General features: G+C 72.1%; 21 protein-coding genes and 1 pseudogene. 17 read left to right on the forward strand and 5 right to left on the reverse strand.

Going from position 1 to position 24578, the window contains the following annotated elements:
- Positions 1-254: 254 nt before the first annotated feature.
- The 8 genes from groES (at position 255) to B4915_RS06660 (ending at position 8547) form a co-directional block, all read left to right on the forward strand.
- Positions 255-551, forward strand: coding sequence for a co-chaperone GroES (gene groES / locus B4915_RS06625; protein WP_105805038.1), 297 nt, complete (start codon positions 255-257; stop codon positions 549-551).
- Between the two features lie 131 nt (positions 552-682).
- Positions 683-1606: an EamA family transporter RarD gene (rarD, locus tag B4915_RS06630; RefSeq protein ID WP_245907384.1), complete on the forward strand. Its 924-nt coding sequence runs from the start codon at positions 683-685 to the stop codon at positions 1604-1606.
- Between the two features lie 76 nt (positions 1607-1682).
- Positions 1683-3185, forward strand: coding sequence for an IMP dehydrogenase (guaB, locus tag B4915_RS06635; RefSeq protein ID WP_105805039.1), 1503 nt, complete (start codon positions 1683-1685; stop codon positions 3183-3185).
- A gap of 55 nt (positions 3186-3240) precedes the next feature.
- Positions 3241-4362: a GuaB3 family IMP dehydrogenase-related protein gene (locus B4915_RS06640; RefSeq protein ID WP_105805040.1), complete on the forward strand. Its 1122-nt coding sequence runs from the start codon at positions 3241-3243 to the stop codon at positions 4360-4362.
- 11 nt (positions 4363-4373) lie between these two features.
- Entirely contained in the window at positions 4374-5378 is a 1005-nt protein-coding gene (locus B4915_RS06645) for an SURF1 family cytochrome oxidase biogenesis protein (protein WP_245907385.1), read from the forward strand.
- A gap of 10 nt (positions 5379-5388) precedes the next feature.
- Positions 5389-5853 carry a DUF3817 domain-containing protein gene (locus tag B4915_RS06650; protein ID WP_105805086.1) on the forward strand — a complete coding sequence of 155 codons (465 nt, stop codon included), beginning with the start codon at positions 5389-5391 and terminating at the stop codon, positions 5851-5853.
- Between the two features lie 138 nt (positions 5854-5991).
- Positions 5992-7575, forward strand: a complete 1584-nt coding sequence (gene guaA / locus B4915_RS06655) for a glutamine-hydrolyzing GMP synthase (RefSeq protein ID WP_105805041.1) — start codon at positions 5992-5994, stop codon at positions 7573-7575.
- A 3-nt stretch (positions 7576-7578) separates the two neighbouring features.
- Complete coding sequence (locus B4915_RS06660; protein ID WP_105805042.1) at positions 7579-8547, forward strand: NYN domain-containing protein; 969 nt, start codon at positions 7579-7581, stop codon at positions 8545-8547.
- Between the two features lie 95 nt (positions 8548-8642).
- Here B4915_RS06660 and B4915_RS06665 read toward each other — a convergent pair whose 3' ends face one another.
- Positions 8643-9461 (reverse strand): Bax inhibitor-1/YccA family protein, encoded by an 819-nt coding sequence (locus B4915_RS06665; RefSeq protein WP_105805043.1) that lies wholly within the window; start codon positions 9459-9461, stop codon positions 8643-8645.
- Between the two features lie 170 nt (positions 9462-9631).
- Here B4915_RS06665 and B4915_RS06670 point away from each other — a divergent pair, with 170 nt between their 5' ends.
- Positions 9632-10657, forward strand: a complete 1026-nt coding sequence (locus B4915_RS06670; protein WP_105805044.1) for a glycerophosphodiester phosphodiesterase family protein — start codon at positions 9632-9634, stop codon at positions 10655-10657.
- Positions 10658-10667: 10 nt separating this feature from the next.
- On the opposite strand, the gene B4915_RS06675 is transcribed toward B4915_RS06670, so the two are convergent.
- The gene (locus B4915_RS06675; RefSeq protein WP_245907386.1) at positions 10668-11090 is read right to left on the reverse strand and encodes an L-asparaginase family protein; all 423 of its coding nucleotides are present in this window, start codon (positions 11088-11090) and stop codon (positions 10668-10670) included.
- A 178-nt stretch (positions 11091-11268) separates the two neighbouring features.
- A pseudogene (locus tag B4915_RS06680) lies at positions 11269-11805 on the reverse strand (asparaginase domain-containing protein); the annotation flags it as partial.
- Between the two features lie 156 nt (positions 11806-11961).
- Here B4915_RS06680 and B4915_RS06685 point away from each other — a divergent pair.
- Complete coding sequence (locus B4915_RS06685) at positions 11962-14532, forward strand: ATP-dependent helicase (protein WP_105805045.1); 2571 nt, start codon at positions 11962-11964, stop codon at positions 14530-14532.
- Between the two features lie 43 nt (positions 14533-14575).
- Here the strand turns inward: B4915_RS06685 and B4915_RS06690 are convergent, their stop codons facing one another.
- Positions 14576-15232: a TetR/AcrR family transcriptional regulator gene (locus B4915_RS06690; RefSeq protein ID WP_105805046.1), complete on the reverse strand. Its 657-nt coding sequence runs from the start codon at positions 15230-15232 to the stop codon at positions 14576-14578.
- A gap of 393 nt (positions 15233-15625) precedes the next feature.
- Between B4915_RS06690 and B4915_RS06695 the strand changes: the two genes are divergently transcribed.
- The 4 genes from B4915_RS06695 to sucD all read left to right on the forward strand — a co-directional run bounded on the left by B4915_RS06695 (position 15626) and on the right by sucD (position 19632).
- Positions 15626-16399 carry a GGDEF domain-containing protein gene (locus B4915_RS06695; RefSeq protein WP_219845094.1) on the forward strand — a complete coding sequence of 258 codons (774 nt, stop codon included), beginning with the start codon at positions 15626-15628 and terminating at the stop codon, positions 16397-16399.
- Positions 16392-17417 (forward strand): GGDEF domain-containing protein, encoded by a 1026-nt coding sequence (locus B4915_RS06700; protein ID WP_105805047.1) that lies wholly within the window; start codon positions 16392-16394, stop codon positions 17415-17417. The genes B4915_RS06695 and B4915_RS06700 overlap by 8 nt, the downstream gene beginning before the upstream one ends.
- A 114-nt stretch (positions 17418-17531) precedes the next feature.
- Entirely contained in the window at positions 17532-18698 is a 1167-nt protein-coding gene (gene sucC, locus B4915_RS06705) for an ADP-forming succinate--CoA ligase subunit beta (RefSeq protein ID WP_105805048.1), read from the forward strand.
- Positions 18699-18729: 31 nt separating this feature from the next.
- A complete protein-coding gene (sucD, locus tag B4915_RS06710) occupies positions 18730-19632 on the forward strand; it encodes a succinate--CoA ligase subunit alpha (protein WP_105805049.1) in 903 nt (300 codons plus the stop codon).
- Positions 19633-19751: 119 nt separating this feature from the next.
- Here sucD and B4915_RS06715 read toward each other — a convergent pair whose 3' ends face one another.
- Positions 19752-20513: a GAP family protein gene (locus B4915_RS06715; protein WP_105805050.1), complete on the reverse strand. Its 762-nt coding sequence runs from the start codon at positions 20511-20513 to the stop codon at positions 19752-19754.
- 107 nt (positions 20514-20620) lie between these two features.
- On the opposite strand from B4915_RS06715, the gene B4915_RS06720 reads away from it, so the two are divergent.
- From B4915_RS06720 to B4915_RS14655, 3 genes are all read left to right on the forward strand, one after another.
- Entirely contained in the window at positions 20621-21988 is a 1368-nt protein-coding gene (locus tag B4915_RS06720) for a sensor histidine kinase (protein WP_105805051.1), read from the forward strand.
- Positions 21985-22701, forward strand: coding sequence for a response regulator (locus B4915_RS06725; RefSeq protein ID WP_105805052.1), 717 nt, complete (start codon positions 21985-21987; stop codon positions 22699-22701). The genes B4915_RS06720 and B4915_RS06725 overlap by 4 nt, the downstream gene beginning before the upstream one ends.
- Positions 22702-22770: 69 nt before the next feature.
- Positions 22771-24576 carry a cell division protein PerM gene (locus B4915_RS14655; protein ID WP_181158479.1) on the forward strand — a complete coding sequence of 602 codons (1806 nt, stop codon included), beginning with the start codon at positions 22771-22773 and terminating at the stop codon, positions 24574-24576.
- Positions 24577-24578 lie beyond the last annotated feature (2 nt).

Consider the following 24578-nt stretch of genomic DNA (forward strand, 5'->3'; position numbering starts at 1 on the left):
ACTCGGCTCGGCCGGAGAGGCCGGCCCGCAGCGCCGGAAGCGGTGAAGCGCCCGCGGCCCCTGCGCGCCGTGCGCCGCTCCCGGTTCCGGGCCGCTCCCGCTCCCGCTCCGACGTTCGCTGTGCGCGATCCCGCACCCCGCCGTTGGCACTCCCCTTGCGAGAGTGCCAAGTGGCGTCCTAGACTCTGATCCAGGCCCGCTCCGTACTGGACGGGCGCGAGAACCCTTCAGACATTTTGGAAAAGAGGTCAACTGTGTCGGTTGCCATCAAGCCGCTCGAAGATCGTATCGTTATCAAGCAGGTCGAGGCAGAGCAGACCACCGCTTCCGGTCTCGTGATCCCCGACAGCGCGAAGGAGAAGCCGCAGGAGGGCGAGGTCGTCGCCGTCGGGCCCGGCCGCATCTCCGACAACGGCACCCGCATCCCGCTCGACGTGAGCGTGGGCGACCTCGTGATCTACTCGAAGTTCGGCGGCACCGAGGTGAAGGTCGGCGGCGACGACTACCTCGTCCTCTCCGCTCGCGACATTCTCGCGGTCGTCGAGCGCTGATCCGTTCCGCCCCGGCCGTTCCCGCGGCCGGATGAACACCCCGAGCGGCCCCCCGATCCCCGGTGATCGGCGGGGCCGCTCGTGCGTCCGAGGCGACCCGCCGCCCTCCATCGAAGCCGTAGACTGTCGCGGTGACGCAAACTCGAGCAGGCCTCGCATACGGGCTGGGGGCGTATCTGCTGTGGGGCGTGTTCCCCTTCTACTTCGGCCTCATCTCGATGGTCGGGCCCCTCGAGGTCGTGCCCTGGCGGGTCGCCGCCACCCTCGTCTTCTGCGCGATCATCATCACCGCGACGCGGCGCTGGGGGCACGTCGGCCGCATCCTGCGCAGCCCGCGGCTGCTCGGCTGGTTCAGCCTCTCCTCGCTGCTGCTCTACGCGAACTGGCAGATCTTCATCATCGCCATCATGACCGGGCACGTGCTCGAGTCCTCGCTCGGCTACTTCATCAATCCGCTCTTCACGATCCTCATCGGCGTCGTCTTCCGCAAGGAGCGGCTCACCCGGCCCCAGTGGGTCGCGGTCGGCGTCGCCGCCGTCGGCGTGACCGTCGCGGCCATCGCCTACGGCTCGTTCCCCTGGATCGCCCTCGGCGTCGCAGTCTCCTTCGGGCTCTACGGCGCCGTGCACAAGCACGCGGGCGAAGCCGTCGACGGAGTGACCGGGCTGACCGTCGAGACCATCGCCTCGCTTCCCGTCGCCGCGGCTCAGCTCCTCGCCGTCTCACTCATCGTCGGCATCAACGCCTTCTCCTTCGGCGCCGGGGTCACCGCGCTCGTCTTCGCCAGCGGGATCATGACCGCCGTGCCGCTGATCCTCTTCGGGGAGGGCACCCGCCGCTTACCGCTCGCCTACATGGGCTTCCTGCAGTTCCTCACGCCCATCCTCGGCTTCCTCTACGGCTACTTCGTGATGCACGAGGACATGCCGCTCAGCCGGTGGATCGGCTTCATCGCGGTGTGGATCGCGCTCACGATCCTGATCGCCGACATGATCGCCCAGCAGCGGCGCGCGTTTCGCCCACGGCGCAGCGGGCCCGCAGCGCGACTCCCGTAGACTTGCAGGGTGTGGGGGCCTGCTACCGCGACCCCTCCGACCCCGCAGGATCCAACCACAACACAGATGAGGTTTCATGGAACAGCGTGACCCCTTCGCGTTCACCGGTCTGACCTACGACGATGTGCTGCTGCTTCCCGCGCACACCGACGTCATCCCCAGCGAGGCGGACACCTCCACGCAGCTCACACGCCGCATCAGGCTCAACATCCCGCTCATCTCCGCCGCCATGGACACCGTAACGGAGACGCGCATGGCCGTCTCGATGGCGCGCAACGGCGGCCTCGGCATCCTGCACCGCAACCTCTCGATCCAGGATCAGGCCGAGATGGTCGACCGGGTCAAGCGCAGCGAGGCCGGGATGATCACGAACCCGGTGACCACGAACGTCGACGCGACCGTCGCGGAGGTCGACGCGCTCTGCGGCGAGTACCGTGTCTCCGGTCTCCCCGTCGTCGACACCAACGGAGTGCTCCTCGGCATCATCACGAACCGCGACATGCGCTTCATCGACCCGAAGGACCGCTCGCAGGTGCGGGTCGCGGACGCCATGACCCCCATGCCGCTCATCACGGGACCGCAGGGCATCTCCCGGGAGGACGCGGCGGCGATCTTCAGCAAGCACAAGATCGAGAAGCTGCCGCTCGTCAACGGCGAGGGCCAGCTCACCGGCCTCATCACCGTCAAGGACTTCGACAAGGAAGAGCAGTACCCGCTCGCCACCAAGGACGATGCCGGCCGGCTCCGCGTCGGCGCCGCGGTCGGCTTCTTCGGCGACGCCTGGAAGCGCGCCGGGGAGCTCGTGGACGCGGGCGTCGACGTGCTCGTGGTCGACACCGCCAACGGCGACAGCAAGGGCGTGCTCGACATCATCGCCCGCATCAAGGGCGATCCCGCCTTCGCCTCCGTCGACGTGATCGGCGGCAACGTGGCCACCTACGCCGGGGCGCAGGCCATCGCGGAGGCGGGCGCCGACGCGGTGAAGGTCGGCGTCGGGCCCGGCTCGATCTGCACCACGCGCGTCATCGCGGGCGTCGGCGTGCCGCAGGTCACCGCGGTGTACGAGGCGGCCCGGGCGGCGACCCCGCTCGGCGTGCCGGTCATCGCCGACGGGGGACTGCAGTACTCGGGCGACATCGCCAAGGCGCTGGTCGCCGGGGCCTCCTCCGTGATGATGGGATCGCTGCTCGCCGGCACCGATGAGAGCCCGGGCGATCTCGTCTTCGTCGGCGGCAAGCAGTACAAGAACTACCGCGGCATGGGCTCGCTCGGTGCGCTGCAGACGCGCGGCGAGCGCACCTCCTACTCGAAGGACCGCTACTTCCAGGCCGATGTGCCCAGCGACGAGAAGCTGATCCCTGAGGGCATCGAGGGGCAGGTGCCCTACCGCGGCCCCGTGGGCGCGGTGACGCACCAGATGATCGGCGGCCTGCGCCAGTCGATGTTCTACGTGGGTGCCCGCTCCATCGCGGAGCTGAAGGAGCGCGGCAACTTCGTGCGGATCACCTCGGCGGGACTCAAGGAGTCGCACCCGCACGACGTGCAGATGGTCGTGGAGGCGCCCAACTACCGCCGCTGATCCCGGCTCACCCGCCCTGGCGGGGCTTCCAGGCGGCCCCCGATAGACTGGGCGGGTGAGTAACGAGATCGAGATCGGCCGCGGCAAGCGCGCGAGGCGCGTCTACACCTTCGACGAGATCGGGATCGTGCCCACCCGGCGCACCCGCGACCCCGAGCTCGTCTCCACGGCCTGGTCGATCGACGCGTTCCAGTTCGAGATCCCCGTGCTCGGCGCGCCGATGGACTCCGTCATGTCGCCCGCCACCGCCATCGAACTCGGCCGTCTCGGCGGTCTCGGCGTGCTCAACCTCGAAGGCCTGTGGACCCGGCACGAGGACCCGGAGCCGCTCCTCGCGGAGCTCGCCGGCATTCGCGACGAGGTCGCCGCCGTCAAGCGCATGCGTGAGCTCTACGCCGCCCCGATCCGGCCCGAGCTGATCCGCGCCCGCCTCGGCGAGATCCGCGAGGCCGGGGTCACGGTCGCCGGTGCGCTCTCGCCGCACCGCACCGCGCAGTTCACCGAGACGGTCGTCGCCGCCGGCGTCGACCTCTTCGTGATCCGCGGCAACACCGTCTCCGCCGAGCACGTCGCCCGCGAAGGGCGCGAGACGCTCAACCTCAAGGAGTTCATCTACCAGCTCGACGTGCCCGTGATCGTCGGCGGCGCCGCGACCTACCAGTCGGCGCTCCACCTCATGCGCACCGGCGCCGCCGGCGTTCTCGTCGGCTTCGGGGGCGGCGCGTCCTCCACGACGCGTGCCACCCTCGGGATCCGCGCCCCCATGGCGACCGCCATCGCCGACGTCGCCGGGGCGCGCAGCGACTACCTCGACGAATCGGGCGGCCGCTACGTGCACGTCATCGCCGACGGCGGACTCGGCACCTCCGGCGACCTCATCAAGGCGATGGCCTGCGGTGCCGACGCCGTGATGCTCGGCGCCGCCCTCGCGAAGGCCTCCGACGCCCCCGGCCGCGGATGGCACTGGGGGCAGGAGGCCCACCACGAAGACCTGCCGCGCGGACGCCGCATGGCGGTCGAGGCGGTCGCCCCGCTCGCCGAGATCGTGAACGGGCCCGCCCACGTCGCCGACGGCAGCGCCAACCTTGTCGGCGCGCTGCGCCGCGCCATGGCCACCACCGGCTACTCGGAGCTGAAGAGCTTCCAGCGCATCGGCATCGTCTACGCCGAGCGGTAGAGGCGGTCAGCGTGTCCAGCAGCACACCGGGCGAGGCGCCCGCCGCGGAGCGCGCCGCCGATGCGGCGGCAGGCGGTGCGTCCCGGCGTCCCGAGTACCTGGGAGAGCCCACGCTCGGGCAGGTCATGCGCCGCCCCCGCTGGCTGCTCGCCCTGCTGTTCGCGCTCCTCGTCGCAGCCGTCTTCGCGTGGCTCGGCCAGTGGCAGATGGACAACGCCGTGCGCTCCGACGCCCAGATCGAAGTCGACACCGAGACGCCCCGCCCCCTCGACGAGCTGACACGGGCGGGCACCGGGGTCACCGACGCGGCCGCGGGCATGGTCGCGACCGTCGAGGGAACCCTCGTCCCCGGGGATTTCGGCGTCGTCGCCCCACGCCAGAACGGCGACGCGATGGGCGCCTGGGTCGTGGGGCACCTCGCGGTCGAGCCCTCGGAACCCGGATCCGACGCCACCGGCGGCGCCGGCGAGGGGCTCGCGGTGGCGATCGGGTGGGCGCCCGACGCTGAGCAGGCGCGGGCCGCCGCGCAGCGGCTCGATGAGGATCCCGCGCTCGCGGAGGCGCTGAGCTTCGAGGGACGGTTCATGCCCCCGGAGGGGCCGGTCGTCCCCGAGGCGGGGGAGGATCCGCAGGCCCTGCGCGCGATGGTGCCCGCGCAGCTCGTCAACACCTGGGAGAGCGTGCCGGGCCCCGTCTACTCGGGGTACCTCGTCCTGCACCCCGCGGAGGACGGCGCCGCGGTGCTCGCAGCCGCCGGGCTCGACGCGATCGACTCCGTCCCGCCGGAACCCGCGCAGGCCGTCAACTGGCTCAACGTCTTCTACGCCGTCGAGTGGATCGTGTTCGCGGGGTTTGCGGTGTTCTTGTGGTATCGCCTCACCCGAGACGCGTGGGAGAAGGAGCACGAGCTGCAGCTGCTGGCTGCGGCGGAGGCGGCCGAGGCGGGCGCTGCGGCCGAGGCGGGCGCTGCGGCCGAGGCGGCCGAGACGGGCGTTCCCCCAGTGACCGAAACGTAGAATGGGGATCATGCAGCTGCAGCCGAAGCCCTCCGACTATCCCCGCATTCGCAAGGCCCTCGGGCTCTACAAGGTGACCTCGGTGATCACCGGGGTGATGCTCCTGCTGCTGTGCGCCGTGATGGTGATGAAGTACGGCTTCGGGGTGCAGCTCTTCCTCTTCACGCCGGATGCCGCAGCCGAGTTCGTGCCGATCCCGCCCGAGGGGCTCGAGGCCGAGTTTAAGCCGGAGGGCTTCGACCTGTTCCGCGCCTTCCTCATCGCGCACGGCTGGTTCTACGTCGTCTACCTCGTCTCGGACTTCCTGCTCTGGAGCCCGATGCGCTGGCCGTTCTGGCGTTTCCTCGTGATCGCGCTCGGCGGCGTCATCCCCTTCCTGTCGTTCTTCCTGGAGGCGCGCAACGTGCGCGAGGTGAACGCCTTCCTCGCCGCGAAGGAGGCGGAGGCGGCGACGGCCGGGGCCGCAGGAGCGTAGCCGGCGCCCATCCTCCGGAGTCGTCCGGCCGGTTGCGGCAGGACGCTCCTGTGCGCCGGCAGTGTTCCGGCGCGTCGGAGCGTGTCGCCGGTCCCCGGTAGAATTAATGATCGAGCTTCCCGAACTGAAAGGCCGGTAATGGCAGAACTCAGTGACACCGGGCACCGCCCGGTTCTCGTCGTCGACTTCGGCGCGCAGTACGCGCAGCTGATCGCCCGCCGCGTGCGCGAGGCCGGGGTGTACTCCGAGCTGGTGCCGCACACGATCACCGCGGCGGAGGTCGAGGCGAAGCGGCCGCTGGGCATCGTGCTCTCCGGCGGACCGTCCTCCGTGTATGCGGAGGGCGCACCGCAGTTCGACGAGCGCGTCTTCGAGCTCGGGATCCCGGTGCTCGGCATCTGCTACGGCTTCCAGGTGATGGCGCGCGCGCTCGGCGGGCGCGTCGGGCACACGGGCGACCGCGAATACGGGGCGACCGAGGCTCAGGTGCTCAGCGGCGGCGGGGCGATCCTGGGCGGCCAGCCGGAGACGCAGCAGGTGTGGATGAGCCACGGCGACGCCGTGCAGGAGGCGCCGGAGGGCTTCGAGGTGCTCGCGCGCACCGCCGTCACGCCCGTCGCCGCCTTCGGCTCGCCCGAGAAGCGCATGTACGGGGTGCAGTGGCACCCCGAGGTGCGGCACTCCGACTACGGGCAGCGGATCCTCGAGAGCTTCCTGCACCACGTCGCCGACATCACGCCGGACTGGAACCCGGGCAATGTGATCGCCGAGCAGGTGGCGCGCATTCGCGAGCAGGTGGGCGGCGCCCGCGTCATCTCCGCCCTCTCCGGCGGCGTGGACTCGGCGGTGTCGACCGCGCTCGTGCACGAGGCGATCGGGGATCAGCTCACGGCGGTGTTCGTGGACCACGGCCTGCTGCGCAAGGGCGAGCGCGAGCAGGTGGAGCGCGACTACGTCGCCTCGACCGGCGTCCACCTCATCACGGTCGACGCGGCCGACACCTTCCTCGGCCACCTGGCGGGCGTCACCGACCCCGAGGAGAAGCGCAAGATCATCGGCCGCGAGTTCATCCGCGCCTTCGAGCAGGTGCAGCGCGATCTCGTCGCCGAGGCGAAGGCCGAGGGGGAGCAGGTCAAGTTCCTCGTGCAGGGCACGCTGTACCCCGATGTCGTGGAGTCGGGCGGCGGGGCCGGCACGGCCAACATCAAGTCGCACCACAATGTGGGCGGCCTGCCCGACGACCTCGACTTCGAGCTGATCGAGCCGCTGCGAGCGCTGTTCAAGGACGAGGTGCGCGCGATCGGCCGCGAACTCGGGATCCCCGAGGCGATCGTGGGCCGCCAGCCGTTCCCGGGTCCCGGGCTCGGCATCCGGATCGTGGGGGAGGTGACGCGGGAGCGCCTGGAGGTGCTGCGCGAGGCCGACGCGATCGCCCGCGAGGAGCTGACGCTCGCCGGCCTCGACGCGGAGATCTGGCAGTGCCCGGTGGTGCTGCTCGCGGATGTGCGCTCGGTGGGCGTGCAGGGCGACGGCCGCACCTACGGCCACCCCATCGTGCTGCGTCCGGTCTCCTCCGAGGACGCCATGACCGCCGACTGGACCCGCGTCCCCTACGAGGTGCTCGCCCGCATCTCGAACCGCATCACCAACCAGGTGCCCGAGGTCAACCGCGTCGTCCTCGACGTCACCTCGAAGCCGCCGGGAACCATCGAGTGGGAGTGAGCCGTGCCTGACTCACAGAACAACCGCGTCGCCGTCTATCTCGACTTCGACAACATCGTCCTCTCCTGGTACGACCGGGTGCACGGCCGCAACTCCTTCGCGCGGGACCGGCAGCGCATCGCCGAGGATCCGGGCGATCCGGAGATCGCGGAGCGCTTGAGGGCGGCGGTGATCGACGTGGGCGCGATCATCGACTACGCCTCCTCGTTCGGCACGCTGGTGCTGACGCGCGCCTATGCCGACTGGTCGGCGCCGATCAACGCCGAGTATCGTTCGCAGCTGGTGGCGCGCGCCGTCGATCTGGTTCAGCTGTTTCCCGCGGCGGCGTACGCGAAGAACGGGGCGGACATCCGTCTCGCGGTCGACGCGGTGGAAGACATGTTCCGGCTCGACGATCTGACGCACGTGGTGATCGTGGGCGGCGACTCCGACTACGTGCCGCTGGCGCAGCGCTGCAAGCGGCTCGGCCGCTACGTGGTCGGGGTCGGCGTGGCGGGCTCGACGGCGAAGTCGCTGACGGCGGCCTGCGACGAGTTCGCCTCCTACGACGCGCTTCCGGGCGTCGGGCGCGTGGAGCGGCCGGAGCGGGCCGCCGAGGCGCCGCCGGCGAAGCGCCAGCGGCGCGCGAAGGGGGAGAGCGCTCCCGAGCCGGCGCCTCCGGTGCCGGAGTCGGGCAGCCCGGAGGGCGCGACGGAGGACGAGGAGCCGCACGAGTCGGCCGAGGATCGCGACATCGCGGTGACCGGCCTGCTGATCCGGGCGCTCTGGCTGAGCCACGACAAGGACGACAGCGGCTGGCTCTACAGTTCGGCGGTGAAGCAGCAGATGCGCCGCATGGATCCTTCGTTCAGCGAGAAGGCGCTCGGTTTCCGCTCGTTCTCCGACTTCCTGAAGTCCCGCTCCGATGTCGTGGAGCTGGAAGAGTCTGGGCACGAGCGGCTGGTGCGTCTCGCGGAGCAGCCGGGCGACTGAGCCGTGCTCCCCTGGCGGGGGCACAGAGACGAGGAGGGGGTCCGGCGTGCCGGACCCCCTCCTCTGCGTTCTGCGGCGCGCTTCGCGCCCCCGGCTCAGTCGCCGCGCAGGATCGCGAGGATGCGCAGGATCTCGACATAGAGCCAGATCAGGGTGACCATGAGGCCGAAGGCCGCCGACCAGGCCCACTTCTCGGGGACGCGGTTCTTCACGCCGTTCTGGATGAGCTCGAAGTCCATGACGAGGGAGTAGGAGGCGAGCAGCACGGCGAGCAGGCCGATGGCGACGCCGAGCCAGCCGGACCGCATGCCCCAGCCGTCCGCTCCGGGGACGAACATGACCATCACGAAGTTGACGAGCGAGAAGACGGCGTAGCCGATGATCGCGACGAAGAAGATCTTGTTGAGGCGCGGGCTGGTGCGGATCTTGCCGCTGCGGAAGAGCACGAGCACCACCGCGAACACCGAGAGGGTGCCGATCACGGCCTGCGAGACGATCCCGGACCAGCGGGCCTCGAAGATGCCGGAGATGCCGCCGAGGAAGACGCCCTGGAAGACGGCGTAGAGCACGATGAGCGGGACGCTCGGCTCCTTCTTGAAGGCGTTGACCAGGCCGAGCACGAGGCCGGCGATCGCGGCCGGCAGCGCCAGGAGCGGCATGAACCAGCCGACCGCCGCGGTCGCGAGGACGATGAGGAAGAGCATCGCCGTCTTCGAGATCGTGTTCTCGTAGGTCATCGGCCGGTCGGAGGGGGTGATGGCGGGCGGCTGCTCGAAGCCGCCCTGCGTCGCCGGGGTGTCGATTCCGGGCCGCTGCGTCTGCGCTGCGGGCTGATCGTAGATGCGGCGCAGCTCATCGGCTGACAGGGTCTTGCCGTTGAGAGCCGGGTTGTTGCTGAGTGCCGGATTGCTCATGCGTCGGAATCCTTTCCTGGCGTATGGGTCTGGGCACAGCCTAGCGGTTCGGCCCCCGGAACCGGCTGTGACTTCGCGCTCGATGAACGGGCTCATCGCGCCGGCTCATCGCGCGGGCTCATCGCGCCGGCTCATCGCACGGCCGGGTGGCCCGACGTAGGCTGGGGATCATGCGAGACCATCCCGTGCCGCGCGTCATCGCCCACCGGGGAGCCTCCGGTCACCGCCCGGAGCACACCGCCTCCGCCTACCGGCTGGCCCTCGAGCTCGGCGCGGACGCGGTCGAGCCCGATGTGGTCGCCACCCGCGACGGCGTGCTGGTGGTGCGGCACGAGAACGAGATCTCCGGCACGACGGACGTGGCGGGGCGGCCGGAGTTCGCCGACCGCCGCCGCACGAAGGTGATCGACGGGGTGCGGCTCAGCGGGTGGTTCACGGAGGACTTCAGCTGGGAGGAGCTCGCGACGCTGCGGTGCCGGGAGCGGCTGCCGGGCGTGCGTCCGGGAAACGCGGCACACGACAGGTGCGAAGGGGTGCTGAGGCTGCGCGACGTGCTCGCGATCGTGGATGCGGGGCCGGGTGAGGCGGGCGTGGTCGTGGAGGTGAAGCACGCGGCGTACTTCCTGGGCCTCGGCCTGGACCTGGGCGAGTTGCTGCTCGCGGAGCTCGCGGCGTGCGGGTGGGCTGAGCGGCCGGACCGGCTCGTGATCGAGAGTTTCGAGCTGGGCGTGCTGGACCGCCTGCGCCGCTCCGGGGTGCGTGCGACGCTCGTCTTCCTCGCGGAGCGCACGGGGGCCCCGGCGGACGAGCCGCTTCCGGGCGCCCCGGCACGCAGCTTCGGCTGGTACCGGGGCGACGCGGGCCTCGCGCTGCTGGCGGATCGCGTCGACGGGATCAGCGTCGCGAAGGGCGATCTGCTGCGGCTCGACGCCGAAGGGCGCGTCCTCGGTCCGACGGATCTGGTGGAGCGTGCGCACGGCCGGGGCCTGCTCGTGTACACCTGGACGCTCCGACCGGAGAACCGGTTCCTCGCCCCCGGGTTCCGCTCCTCGGAGCGGAAAGGGGAGTGGGGCGACTGGGCCGGGGAGTTCGGCACGATCGTGGGCGCGGGGGTGGACGGGATCTTCGTCGATCATCCCGAGCTGGGCGTCGCCGCGCGTTCCGCGCGCGGGGTGAGTAACACGCCCGAGGAGTGACCGGCGCTCGTCAGTTCCCCGCTGTGCGCTCGCCGACGAGGTTCGCGCGCAGCGCGGCGCGCAGTCCCTCTCCGCGATGGCCGTGGTCGAGCAGGTAGCCGAGCTTGGCCGTCGCGGCCTCGAGCGTGAGGTCGCCGCCGTCGATGACGCCCGCCGCTTCCAGCTCGCGGCCGACGGCGTAGCGCGTGAGATCGACCCCGCCCAGCGCGCACTGCGTGATGGCGAGCACCGGAATGGCGGCGCTCAGCTCGCGGAGGGTGCCGAGCATGCCCGGGCGGGAGACGGGCGCGTTGCCGGTGCCGTAGCACTCGAGGACGAGGCCGTCGGGGCGTCCGCCGACGGAGGCGCGCAGGTCCTCCGCGGTCGTGGCGGGGGTGAAGCGGAAGGAGATGACGCGCGCGGGCGCGGCGGGGGGGGGGTCTCTTTTTTTCAACTCCCCGGCCCCGAGACCCCGGGCGGGCTCTCGCTGCGTCTTCTTCCTTTTGAAAAACACTAAGCCGGCACCCACATACGTTGCATCTTTCTCTTAGATACACCTCCCCACGCCCGCGACGCCGACAGCGATCTGAAGGGGTATAAGAGCCAGGGGCGAGGGGCCGCTCGGCCCGGAACGCAGTGCGCGCGACCGTGTCGAACTTCGCGGCCCGGACGGCCGGCAGCAGCTCGCCGCCGAAGGCGATCGAGACGGGGGCCCCGGGGGCGGCGCGCACGGCCGCCCGGATCGCGAGGCTGAGGTTGTCGGCGGCGTCGCCGTCCTGCGCGCCGTGGGGGAGCTGGCTGCCGGTGAGGATGACGGGGCTGCCGACGCCGGCGAGCTCGAAGGCGAGGCGCGCCGCGGTGTGCACGAGGGTGTCGGTGCCGTGCAGGATCACGACGCCGCGCGGCCGGTGCGTGCGCACTCGGGCGCGGATGGCGCGGGCGATGCGCGGGGCGGTCTCGGCGTCGGCGTTGGCGCTGTCGATCGCGGGCAGCAGGTGATTGATGCGCGCGTCGATGCGGAGCGGGGAGCAGACGCCGTCGACGAGGCGTTCGAGTGCCTCGGGGAAGTCGGGGTCGGGGGCGAGACCGCGGTCGGTCTCGTGCATCCCGACGGTGCCGCCGGTCGCGAAGACGAGGACGGTGGGGCGCTGGGGGGCGGATCCTGGCATCCTCCCATTGTGGCCCAGCCGGAGAGCGCGCGGAGACGTCCGCGCGGGGAGCGGCGCCTTCGCGCCCGCGGCCGCGGCCGGCGGTGCGGGCGGTGCGGTGGGAGGAGCGGGAGCCCGGCCGGAATGTCAGTGGTGCGGCCTAGACTGGGGGGCACGATGAGCGATTTCGAACTCCTGGAACCCGGTGCCCCGTGGGGCGCCGCCGCCGGTGGCGCGGATCCGCTGCTCGACGGCCTGAATCCGGCTCAGGAGCGCGCGGTCACCGCGCGCGGGCCTGCGCTGCTGATCGTCGCCGGGGCCGGATCCGGGAAGACGCGCGTGCTCACCCACCGGATCGCGCAGCTGATCCGGGATCGCGAGGCGTGGCCGAGTCAGATCCTCGCCATCACCTTCACGAACAAGGCGGCCGCCGAGATGCGCGAGCGCATGGAGGCGCTGCTGGGCTCGGGCGTCGAGGGCATGTGGGTGTCGACCTTCCACTCCGCGTGCGTGCGCATCCTCCGCCGGGAGTCGGAGCGCTTCGGCTACGTTTCGGGCTTCACCATCTACGACTCTGCCGACTCGCGTGCGCTCCTCAAGCGCATCATCAAGGAGCTCGACGCCGACAGCTACGGCTTCACGCCGGCGAACGCCGGCGGGAAGATCTCGCGTCTCAAGAACGAGCTGACGAGCGTCGACGGCTACCGGGCGACGATGAACGAGAGCGACCCGCGCGAGCGGCTGTTCGTCGAGATCTTCTCCATGTACGAGCAGGAGCTGCGCCGGGCGAACGCCTTCGACTTCGACGACCTCATCGGCCAGACGGTCCACCTCTTCCGCTCGCACCCGGACGTGGCCGCCGTGTATCAGCGTCGCTTCCGGCACATTCTCGTCGACGAGTACCAGGACACGAACCACGCGCAGTACTCCCTCATCCGCGAGCTCACCCGGCCGGTCGAGCCCGAGCAGATCGAGCGCCTGGTGCCTCCGGTGCGCGATCGGGAGCTCGACGCGAGCGGGCGGATCCCGGCCGCCAGCCTCACCGTGGTGGGCGACTCGGACCAGTCGATCTACGCCTTCCGTGGCGCCGACATCCGCAACATCGTCGAGTTCGAGCGCGACTTCCCGGGGGCCGAGGTGGTCAAGCTGGAGCAGAACTACCGCTCCACGCAGAACATCCTGTCGGCGGCGAACGCGGTCATCGGCAACAACTTCGACCGCCAGGAGAAGAACCTCTTCACCACCGCGGGCGACGGCGCGAAGATCGTCGGCTTCACCGGATACTCGCAGCACGACGAGGCGCGCTTCGTCGCGGAGGAGATCGAGGATCTCCACCGCGAGGGCGTCGCCTACGGCGACATCGCCGTGTTCTACCGCACCAACTCCCAGACCCGTGCGCTGGAGGAGCTGCTGATCCGATCGGCGATCCCGTACCGGGTGCTCGGCGGCACGAAGTTCTACGAGCGCGCCGAGATCAAGGATGCGATGGCGTATCTCACGAGCATCGCGAACCCCTTCGACCCGATCGCGTGGTCGCGCATGCTGGGTGCGCCCAAGCGCGGGATCGGCCCGATGGCGGAGGCGCACCTCGCGAACTTCCAGGAGGCGCAGGGCATCTCCTTCCACGACGCGATGCTGCGCGCTGCGGAGGTGCCCGCGCTCGGGCCGAAGCTCCGCGCGACCGTCCTCGAACTCGGCGGGCTGCTGGCGCGTGCCGCGCGCATGGCCGCCGGCGGGGGCGCGACCGACGACTCGGCGGAGGCTGCGGCGCCCGCGCCGGTGGGCGAGGTGCTCAAGCTCATCCTCGACGAGACCGAGATGATCGAGAAGCTGCGCGCCAGGCGCGACCCGCAGGACGACGCGCGCGCCGAGAACCTCGAAGAGCTGCTGGCCGTCGCCCGCGAGTTCGACGCGAAGCAGCCCGGCGCGGGACTCGTGGCCTTCCTCACGGAGGTCAGCCTCGTCGCCGCAGCCGACGATCTCGACGATTCGAGCGGCACGGTCTCGCTCATGACCATGCACACCGCGAAGGGCCTGGAGTTCAAGGCCGTGTTCATCACGGGCGTCGAGGAGGGGCTCCTGCCGCACCAGATGTCGGTCGAGGAGGTGGGCGGCATCAGCGAGGAGCGACGGCTGATGTACGTCGGCATCACCCGCGCGCGGGAGCGGCTCTACCTCACCCTCGCCTCCACCCGCGCCACCTTCGGCGACGTCTCCGTGGCGATGCCCTCCCGCTTCCTGCAGGAGATCCCGGAGGGGCTCATCGACTGGCGGCAGTCCCCCGGAGAGGTGACCTCCCGCGGCGGCACGGCGTCGCGCGCGCTCAACGCGCCCCGCGGTTCGGGCTTCGGCGGAGCGGGAAGCGGTGGATCGGGGAGCCGCGCGCGTGACTCGGCGGTCTCCTTCTCCGGCGGGGGCGGGCGCGGCAGCGGCGCAGCGGCGGTCGCGGAGCCCGCGAGCGGCAATATGCAGTCGGCGCTCGACAAGTGGCGTGAGCGAAAGCGCCTCGCGAAGGAGGCTCAGGCCGCCGGGGGCGGATTCCCGAACCTCATCGGGGGCGGCGTGCGGGACAACGGCGAGCTCGAACTGGGGCCGGGGGACCGGATCCGGCATGAGGAGTACGGCGACGGGCGCGTCACGGGCGTGAGCGGGTCCGGTTCGAAGCGGATCGCGCACGTCGTGTTCGACTCGGTGGGGGAGCGCAAGCTGCTGGTCAAGCTCGCGCCGATCTCGAAGGTCGAGGGCTGAGCGCCCGGGACGCGGCTGCCGGCGTGCGCCGTGCAGGGAGAGCTCAGAGCACCCGGCGGTAGTCCTCGAGGATGCGCTGGAACTCCCGCTCGTCGGCTTCCTCGCCGCGCGTCCCGCTGTCCCGCGTGCCGAGCTGGGAGATGATGACCCCGAGCACGAGGCTCACCGTCATCGTCGCCTCCCGCTGGGCCGATTCGAGGTGCACCCGTTCGGGGTGCGCCTTCAGCCAGGAGGTGGCGGCAGCGCTGAGGTGCTGGCCCGAGTCGAGCAGGGAGATGAGCGTCAGCCGCCGGGCCTCGGGCTGCTCCGCGACGAGTCGCTCGCGCAGCCGGGCGACCTCCGGCTCGACCCGGCTGTGGCCGACGGCCGCGAAGTACAGGCGCATGATCGCCAGCGGCAGATCGTCCGGGCTGGCATCGAAGACGGGGTGGGCTTCGTCGCCCTCCGGCACCACCGCGGAGCGGCCGACGATGGCGTGGTCCCGGGAGGAGAAATAGTTGAAGAAGGTGCTCCGGGAGATGTCCGCCATTTCGCAGATGGCCTCCACCGTCACGTTCTCGACCCCCTCCTGGAGGGCGAGCGTCACGGCGGAGCGCTCGATCGCGTGCTCGGTCGCACGGCGCTTGCGGGCTCGCAGGCCTTCCGGCTTGTGGGCCTCGGGCTGGGGAGCTTCGGGCTTGGGGTCTTCGGGACGGTTCACGACATCTCAATTCTCGCCGCTGGACTGGCTGCGGACTCCCGGAACGGACACAGCAACACCACTTTAAACGCACTTCCTGTGAATAGCGAATGAAAGGCAGCGGGCCGATGCGTGGTATACGGGCGGCTCACCGGTGAGTTGTGTAGCCTGAGAGGGAAAGAGCGGGGGCTGTTTCCGGGGGAAGAGGGGAAGTCGGGCCATGACGTGGCTGTCCCAGCGACTCCGCCAGCAGAGTGCGCACTCACTGTACCTGACGTTCGCGGCGCTGCTGTTCGCGCTCACCCTGGCCCCGGACCTGTTGTTCGCCCAGGGGTCCTGAACCCCGCCGTCGTCGGCGCGCTGATCCTCGTCTGCCTGGCCGCGAGTGTCGCGGCCTTCCTCTACGGCGATCGCGTGCCGCGCTGGATCGGAACCGGCGGAGCGCTCGTGTTCATCGCGGCGCAGGGCTACTTCCTCGGGATCGTCGACGATCCGCAGACCGTGGTGGCCTCGACGCTGCAGATGCCCATCATGGCGTTCTACCTGGGGTGGTTCGTGCGACCTGCCCTGGGCGTCTCGCTGCTCGCGCTCGGCCTGCTCGTGTTCGGGGCCGCCATGCTGAGCAATCCGCAGCTCGGGCCCGACGGGGTGATGGGACCGCGCGTCGTGACGCACGGCATGCTGAGCCTCGTCTTCGGCTACGCCGTCGGGCTCTACCTGTGGCGCCGCCACATGCGGGTCGCCGTCACCGACCCGCTCACCGGCGTGCTCAACCGGCGGGGGTTCATGGAGCGGCTCGAGGCGCGGCTGCGCCGCCGCAGCCGCCGGCGCGGCGTGCTCTCGGTGGTGGCGATCGACTTCGACGGCTTCAAGCAGCTCAACGACCGGCACGGCCACGCGGCCGGGGACACGGTTCTCGTCTCCGCGGTGGACGACTGGCGCGCGGTCGTGCGCTCGGGAGACGTGATCGGCCGCGTCGGCGGCGACGAGTTCGTGCTGCTGCTGCCCGGTGTCGGGATCGCCGAGTGCGCGGGGGTGATCGCCCGCCTCCGCGAGGGGATGACCCACGCCTGGTCGTGGGGCGCGGCTGAGGCGGTGCCCGGCGAGGGGCCGGAGGAGCTCCTGGCGCGTGCGGACGGGGCCCTCTACGCGCACAAGCGGCTGCGGGCGGGCGGCCGCCGTGGATAGGCGCCGGCGCCGCCTGGAGACGACGGGGGAGCGCGGGGCCGGAGCGCTGCGCGAGACCGTCGAGCGCGTCGCGGCCAGGCAGACCCCGTTCTCGGTGGTCAGCGCGGCGATCTCGCTGCAGCTCGCGCTCGTGATCGCGGTGGAGCTGGTGAGCGGGACCGCGCATGACGACCCCGCGCCCGTCATCGCCTGGCTCGGCGTGTTCCTCGTGACGACGATCGCACCGCTGCTGGCAGGCGGCCGTTTCCGGCTCTGGATGGGGCTCGTCCTCGCCGGGCTGATCGAGCTCTGGTCGACGGTGCTGCTCGTCACCTCGCACCATCCGCCCGCCGAGATCACCGCGCTGCTCGCGCTGCCCTTCTCCGCGCTGTACCTCGGCTGGTTCTTCCCGCGCCGGATCGCGTTCCCGTTCGCCGCGCTGTCGGTGGCCCGCGTGTGGGCGACGCCGCTGTGGAACCCGGGCTTCGGAAGCGGCCTCGGCGAGCCGGAGGCGCTCCTCAGCTATGCGACGCTGGTCGCGGTGTTCGTCTTCGGCGGTGCGCGGGCGGTGCGTTCCCAGGCGCTCGCGCAAGCGGCGACCGACGCGCTGACGGGAGTGCTCAACCGCCGCGGGCTGCGGAGCGCCGCCGAGCGGATGCTGCGCCGGGCGCGCCGGCGCCGGCTGCCGGTCACGCTCGCCGTGATCGACTTCGACGACTTCAAGTACGTGAACGACGCCGGAGGGCACTCCTCGGGGGATCTGGCGCTGCGGGAGTCGGCGCAGGCGTGGCGGCGCCTCGTGGGCATGCGCGGGGTGTCCGACCGCTCCGGGGGGCTCGTCGCCCGGGTCGGAGGGGACGAGTTCGTGGTGCTGCTGCTCGCCGAGCGCGGTGAGGCCGAGGCGAAGCTGCGCCGCGCGCGGCGTGACTCGCCGCACGCCTGGTCCTGGGGGAGCGTCGCCGTGGGCGACGAGGAGGGCCTCGACGCCGCCATCGCCCGTGCGGATCGCGAACTCTACCGGGCGAAGGGCCGGGAGTGACGTCGAGGGAGCTCCCCGAGCGGCGATGGTAGACTTTCGCACTGGTCGACTTATCTCGACATCGAGACATTTTTCTGCCTCGGATCACCCCGACTCCCAAACGAAGGACAGTACGTGGATCTGTACGAGTACCAGGCACGAGATCTTTTCGAGCGATATGGAGTGCCGGTGCTCGCCGGCATCGTCGCCGACACCCCCGAGGAAGCCCGCGCGGCCGCCGAGAAGATCGGTGGCGTGGTCGTCGTCAAGGCGCAGGTGAAGACCGGCGGCCGCGGCAAGGCCGGCGGCGTGAAGGTCGCGAAGAACCCCGACGAGGCCTACGAGGCCGCGCAGGCGATCCTCGGCCTCGACATCAAGGGCCACGTCGTGAAGCGCGTGATGGTCGCCGCGGGCGCCGACATCGCGCAGGAGTTCTACTTCTCGGTGCTGCTCGACCGTGCCGGCCGCTCGTACCTGTCGCTGTGCTCGGTCGAGGGCGGCATGGAGATCGAGCAGCTCGCCGTCGAGAAGCCCGAGGCGCTGGCGCGCGTCGACGTGAACCCGCTCACGGGCATCGACGCCGCGAAGGCGGAGGAGATCGCGCGCGCCGCGAACTTCCCGGAGGAGCTGATCGGCAAGGTCGTGCCCGTCTTCCAGAAGCTCTACGAGGTCTACTCGGGCGAGGACGCGACCCTGGTCGAGGTGAACCCGCTCGTGCTCACCGGCGCAGGCGACATCATCGCGCTCGACGGCAAGGTCTCGCTCGACGCGAACGCCGATTTCCGGCAGCCCGAGCACGCGGCGCTGGAGGACAAGGCCGCCGAGGATCCGCTGGAGGCGAAGGCCAAGGCGCAGGACCTGAACTACGTGAAGCTCGACGGCGAGGTCGGCGTGATCGGCAACGGCGCGGGCCTCGTCATGTCGACGCTCGACGTGGTCGCCTACGCCGGCGAGAACCACGGCGGCGTGAAGCCGGCCAACTTCCTCGACATCGGCGGCGGCGCCTCGGCAGAGGTCATGGCCGCCGGGCTCGACGTGATCCTCGGCGATCCGCAGGTCAAGTCGGTGTTCGTCAACGTGTTCGGCGGCATCACCGCTTGCGACGCGGTCGCCAACGGCATCGTGGGCGCGCTCGGCAAGCTCGGCGACGCGGCCAACAAGCCGCTCGTCGTGCGTCTCGACGGCAACAACGTCGAGGAGGGGCGCCGCATCCTGAACGAGGCCGCGCACCCGCTCGTCACCCAGGCGGCGACGATGGACGAGGGCGCCGACAAGGCCGCCGAGCTGGCCAACGCCCGCTGATCCCGAGACGAAAGACACAGGAGCAAAGCACATGTCGATCTTCCTGAACAAGGATTCCAAGGTCATCGTCCAGGGCATCACCGGCGGCGAGGGCACCAAGCACACCGCGCGCATGCTCGCGGCCGGCACCAACATCGTCGGCGGCGTGAACGCGCGCAAGGCGGGCACCACGGTGTCCCACCTCGACGCGGCGGGCAACACCGTCGAGCTGCCGGTGTTCGCGAGCGTCGCCGAGGCGATGGCCGAGACCGGCGCCGACGTCTCCGTGGCGTTCGTGCCCCCGGCCTTCACGCGCGACGCGGCCTTCGAGGCCATCGACGCGGGCATCGGTCTGCTCGTCATCATCACCGAGGGCGTGCCCGTGAAGGACTCGGCCGAGCTCTGGGCGCACGCCCAGGAGACGGGGAACAAGACCCGCATCATCGGCCCGAACTGCCCCGGCATCATCACCCCCGGTGAGGCGCTGGCCGGCATCACGCCCGCGACGATCACCGGCACGGGCCCCATCGGCCTCGTCTCGAAGTCGGGCACGCTGACCTACCAGATGATGTACGAGCTGCGCGATCTCGGCTTCTCGACCGCGATCGGCATCGGCGGCGACCCGATCATCGGCACGACCCACATCGACGCGCTCGCCGCCTTCGAGGCGGATCCCGACACGAAGGCGATCGTCATGATCGGTGAGATCGGCGGCGACGCCGAGGAGCGGGCCGCGGAGTTCATCAAGGCGAATGTGACGAAGCCGGTCGTCGGCTACGTCGCGGGCTTCACCGCTCCCGAGGGCAAGACGATGGGCCACGCCGGCGCCATCGTCTCCGGCTCCGCGGGCACGGCGCAGGCGAAGAAGGAGGCACTGGAGGCCGCGGGCGTCAAGGTGGGCAAGACCCCCACCGAGACCGCCGAGCTGCTGCGCCAGGCCTACGCCGCGCTCTGAGCCCGGCCTGCACGGCGAACGGGCCGGTCGTCCCCAGGGACGGCCGGCCCGTTGCGCGTCTCCGTCACAGCCGGCGGCGCGCCTCCGTCACGGTCGGCGGCGCGCTTCGACCGCGGAGCTCAGCCGATGAGCGGCAGCTCGATGCCGAGCTGCGCGGCCGCCGAGCGCAGCAGCAGGAAGCCCACCACCCCGAAGATCCACGAGGTGTTCTCGGCGCCCGTGCGCTGCATCCAGGCGGCGAAGCGCTGCAGCGGTCCCTCGATCAGGCGGCCGGTGAGCAGACGAGCCGCGAGCAGCAGCAGCACCGGCGCGATCATCACGAGGCAGTAGCCGGCGAGCATCGCGAAGCGCGCCGCCGAGCCGAGCTCCGAGCTCGCGAGCATCGTCATCCCGAGCAGGTAGGGGAGCATGGTGGCCAGCTCCGTGATCCCCGCGGCCACCGCGACGGCCATCACCGTCCCCGGGCTCGTCCCGGGCGCGAGCAGGCGGTCGCGCCAGCGGAGCAGGCGCCCGCGGTGCCGCAGCGCCTCCGGCTCGCCGGCCTTCGCCCGCTTGCTGCGCCGCGCGTCGGCGACGCCGATCCAGATCCCGCCCGCCAGCATGGCGGCCCCCGCGACGAACTGCACGGTCTGGCCGGCGGCGGAGGTGAGGAAGGCGCTGCCCGCGTCGATGACGTTCACGAGGCCGAGCATGAAGAGCACGCCCACCGCCAGGTAGAACACGGTGATCGTGCCGAGGTAGAGCAGGATCCGCGTGACCCGGGTGCGGCCGGGGGCGATGAGCAGGAAGAGCGGGATCAGCAGCGTTCCGATGCTGAGCCCGTCGACGAGGGCGAGGATCGCGAGCGCGAGGGGCAGGGGGAGGCCGTTCAGCAGGTCCATCACCTCAGACTGCCCGCGGATCGCAGCCGCCGGATCGGCGCAAAGCCTGAGCCGGGCTCATCCTTTCGGCTGAGCCGGATGTCAGTGGCTGCTGCTTGGATGGAGGCATGAGCGACGAGCCGGCCCCGGGCCACGGGAGCGCATCCCCGCGGCTGGAGGCTGCCGCTGCGCGGGAAGGCGCGGGCGCCCCGGGCCTCCCGGTCGTCAGCGGCGAGACGCCGCGCGGGCCGCGCGCCGGACTGAGCCCCTGGGTGCTCATGCTGATCTATCTGCTGATCGCCGTGCTGCTCGCGGCGCTGGGCTGGGCCGGTCTGTGGAGCGCGCTATCGCTGCTGGGCGAGCGGCCCGCGGCGTGGAGCACGCTGCTCACGGCCGTGCCGGCAGCCGCGATCGTGCTGCTCAAGCGCCGTGCTCCGCGCACCGGACTGGTGCTCGCGACGGTGCTCTTCGCGGCCGATCTGCTGACCGCGGGCGGGCTCGTGCCCCTGCTCGTGATGCTCGAGATGCTGCACGCGACGGTGGTGGGGCTCGACACGGCGGGCCGCCGGCGCATGCTCGGGGCGGTGGTCGTCGCGACGGTGGCGCTGACGGCGCTGTCACTGGCGGTGACGCGGGATCCGCGCGCGACCGTGGTCCTGGGGCTGCAGTTCGGCGCGCTGCTCGGCTTCTCCTACTGGTACGCGAACTCGATCGCGCAGTCCCAGGAACTCGTGCGGCTCTACCGGCAGCGGGCCGAGGCGGCAGAGCAGGCGGCCGAGCTCGACCGCCTCGCCGCCGTTCAGGGGGAGCGCGATCGCATGGCGCGCGAACTCCACGATGTGGTGGCCGGCCACATCTCGGCGGTCGCCATCCGCAGCGAGGCAGCGCTCGCCGCCGCCGGGACGGGCGGCGCGGTCCCCGACGCCGCGAGAGCGGGCGGGACCGCAGGCGACGGGGCCGTGCCGGCCCTGACGGCGGAGGGCGCGGCCGAGGCGGCGGCGCTGAGTGCGCTGCGCGCGGTGCGTGACGCGAGCCTCGCGGCGCACGGGGCGCTGCGCTCCATGATCGGGGTGCTGCGCTCGGGAGAGCGCGACTTCGCGGTGCCGCCGGGGCGGGCGCGGCTGCCGCAGCTCGTGGCCGAGGCGAACGCCTCCGGTGTGCGGGCGACCCTGAACGATGAGATCGCGGGCGAGCTGCCCGCGCCCGTGGATCAGGCGGTCGGGCGGATCGTCCAGGAGGCGCTGGCGAACAGCGTGCGCCACTCCTCGGGAGCCCGGGTGGAGGTTCGCCTGGGCGCCGCAGACCGAGCCGTGAGGGTCGAGGTGCGCTCCCGCGGGGGAGCCGCGCTGCGCCACCCCGGCCTGGAGGGCAGCGGCATGGGGCTCGAACTGCTCGCGGAGCGGGCGCGCGCCCTCGGCGGCGAACTGCACGCCGGGCCCGAGGGGGAGTCCGAGTGGGTGGTGCGCGCGCGGCTGCCGCGGGAGGAGCACGCATGAGCCCTCAGGCGCGCGCGTCCGCCCCCGAGACGCTGCGCGGCGGCGGGCCGCTCCCGGCCCCGGCCCCGCCGCTGCGGGTCCTGCTGGCCGACGATCACGGCATGATTCGTGAGGGCCTGCGCATGATCCTCGAAGCGCACGGCATCGAGGTGGTCGGCGAGGCCGCAGACGGCGCGGCGGCGGTCCGCAACGCCGCCGCGCTGCGCCCCGACGTCGTGCTCATGGACCTGCGGATGCCCGGCACCGACGGCGTGAGCGCGACGCGCGAGATCGTCGGCGCACGCACCGCGGAGGTGCTGGCGCTCACCAGCTTCGACGAGGACGAGCTGGTGTTCGCGGCGATCCGGGCGGGCGCCGCCGGCTTCCTCCTGAAGACGACCGCCGCGGAGGAGCTGGTCGAGGCCGTGCGCCGCGTCGCGGGCGGCGACGGCGTGCTCGATCCGCGGGTCACGCGGCGCGCGCTCGCCGCGCTGGCGGACGTCCGTCCCCCGGGGTACGATCCGGACCCCGTGCCCGGCATCGCGGAGCTGACCGCCCGTGAGCGCGAGATCCTCGCGTCACTGCGCGAGGGGCTCTCGAACGCCCGCATCGCCGCGCGCCTCGGCATCTCCGTGCCGACCGTCAAGACGCACGTGTCGAGCGTGCTCGTGAAACTCGGAGCCGAGAGCCGCGCGCACGCGGCGGCGCTCGCCCGCGACGTCCCCCTCGGCTGAGCGTTCGCGCGCCGGCGACGCGCCGGGCCTCCGGCAGGCTTCCACCGCCGCAGAGTAAGCTGCTCCACGATGAGATCCATGGTGACGGCAACGATCGCTGCGATCGAGGCGGCCGCCGCCGCGCTCGCGGGGGTGCTGCTCGTCGCCATTCCCGCGCTGCTGGTCTGGGTCGTCGCCTTCCAGCTCGCCGCCGAGCCCGCGAGCGTGTTCGCGGCCGTGACGGGCATCTGGCTGCTCGCGCACTGGGTGCCCCTCGGCTTCGCCCTCACACCGGAGGCGGCGCTCGCGCTCGGCCAGCTCCCCGAGGAGCTCCGCTTCACGCTCTCGCTCGCCCCGCTCGGCATCACGCTCGTCACGCTGCTGCTCGCCGCGCGGGCGGGGTGGCGCTTCGGCGGACGCGGCGGCGTCGGCGCCGCGGGCGTGCTCGGCGGTGCCGCGGGATTCGGCGCGGTGGCGCTGCTGCTCGCGCTGTTCTCCGCGCCCGAGACGCCGTGGCCGCTCGGCGCCGTGGCCGCCGTGCCCGCGCTGAGCTACGGCGCGGCCTCGGCCCTCGCCTTCGTGCTGCGCGCCGCACGCGACGAGCACCCGTGGTGGCGCGCCTCCGTGCGCGAGACGCTCCACGCGCTCGAGGCGCTGGGCGTGCGCGGAGCCGCGGCGATGCCGTCGCGTGCGGGGCAGATGCTGCGCCTCGCCGCGGCCCTCCTCGCGATCGCGGTGGGCGCCTCGGCGCTCGCGCTCACGGTCGCGATCGTCGTCGGCTATCCGCGCGTGATCGCGCTCGGCCAGGGCCTCCAGCTCGACCCGCTCGGCTCGCTCGTACTCTTCCTCGGGCAGCTCGCGCTCCTTCCCGACGCGCTCGTCTGGGCCCTGGCCTGGCTCACCGGCGCCGGATTCTCGCTGGGCGCCGGCACCTCCGTGACGCCGTTCGAGACGCTGCTCGGGCCCGTGCCCTCGCTGCCGCTGTTCGGTGCCATTCCCTCCGGATGGGGCGCGCTCGGGGCGCTCGCCCCCGGTCTGCTCGTGCTCGGCGGCCTCGCGGTCGGGCTGCTGTTCGCCCGGCGCCCCGAGATCCGGCGTGCGCCATGGGGCGTCACCGTGGTGAGCGCCCTGCTCGCGGGCGCGCTCGCGGGCCTCGCCGTCGCCGGACTCGCCGCGCTCGCGCGCGGCTCGATCGGCCCCGGCAGGCTCGCCGAGGCGGGCGCCGATCCCTGGACGGCCGGCGGTCTCGCGGCCGCGGAGCTCGGCACGGGACTGCTGCTCGGCCTCGTGGCGGGGAAGGCGGACGCCGCCCGGCTGCGCGGCACCCTTCCCGCGATGGCCGCAGCAGCCGGCGCGCTGCGCCGCCGCAGGGCGGAGGACCGGGACGCGGGGGCGGTCCCCGCATCGGAGACGCGAGAGGCGGCGCGCGACGCAGGCACCCCGGAAGCCGGGCGGGAGGACGATCAGGAGACCGCACCGCTCGGGGACGCGCTGTCGCGCCTGCGCGTACCCGGCTGGGCGGGCGGCGGGACCGGGGGCGAAGCGCCGAGCGCCGATCCCGATCCCGCGCCGGATCCCGATCCCGAGCCCGCGCCGGATCCGGCTCCGGATCCCGAGCCCACGCCCGATCCCGGCCCCCAGGCCGGCGCCGAGCACGAGACCGAGCCCGAATCGGAACCTCGCGCGGCCGGTGGCAACGACAGCCCGGAGACCGGCGCCCTCGACGCCGAGGCGCTGCTGCGGGCCTACTCCTGGGACGCCGCCGGGCCCGTCACGATCGACCGGGAGGGCGAGTCACTCGGCGCGGCCGGCGACGGGGGCGAGGACGGTCCGGTCGATGCGAAGCGTTCCCGCCTCGCCGCGCGCTGGCGGCGGCGTCAGGAGCCGCGCGGATAACT

It is taken from the genome of Leucobacter massiliensis (assembly GCF_002982315.1).
In the GTDB taxonomy this organism is placed as follows: domain Bacteria; phylum Actinomycetota; class Actinomycetes; order Actinomycetales; family Microbacteriaceae; genus Leucobacter; species Leucobacter massiliensis.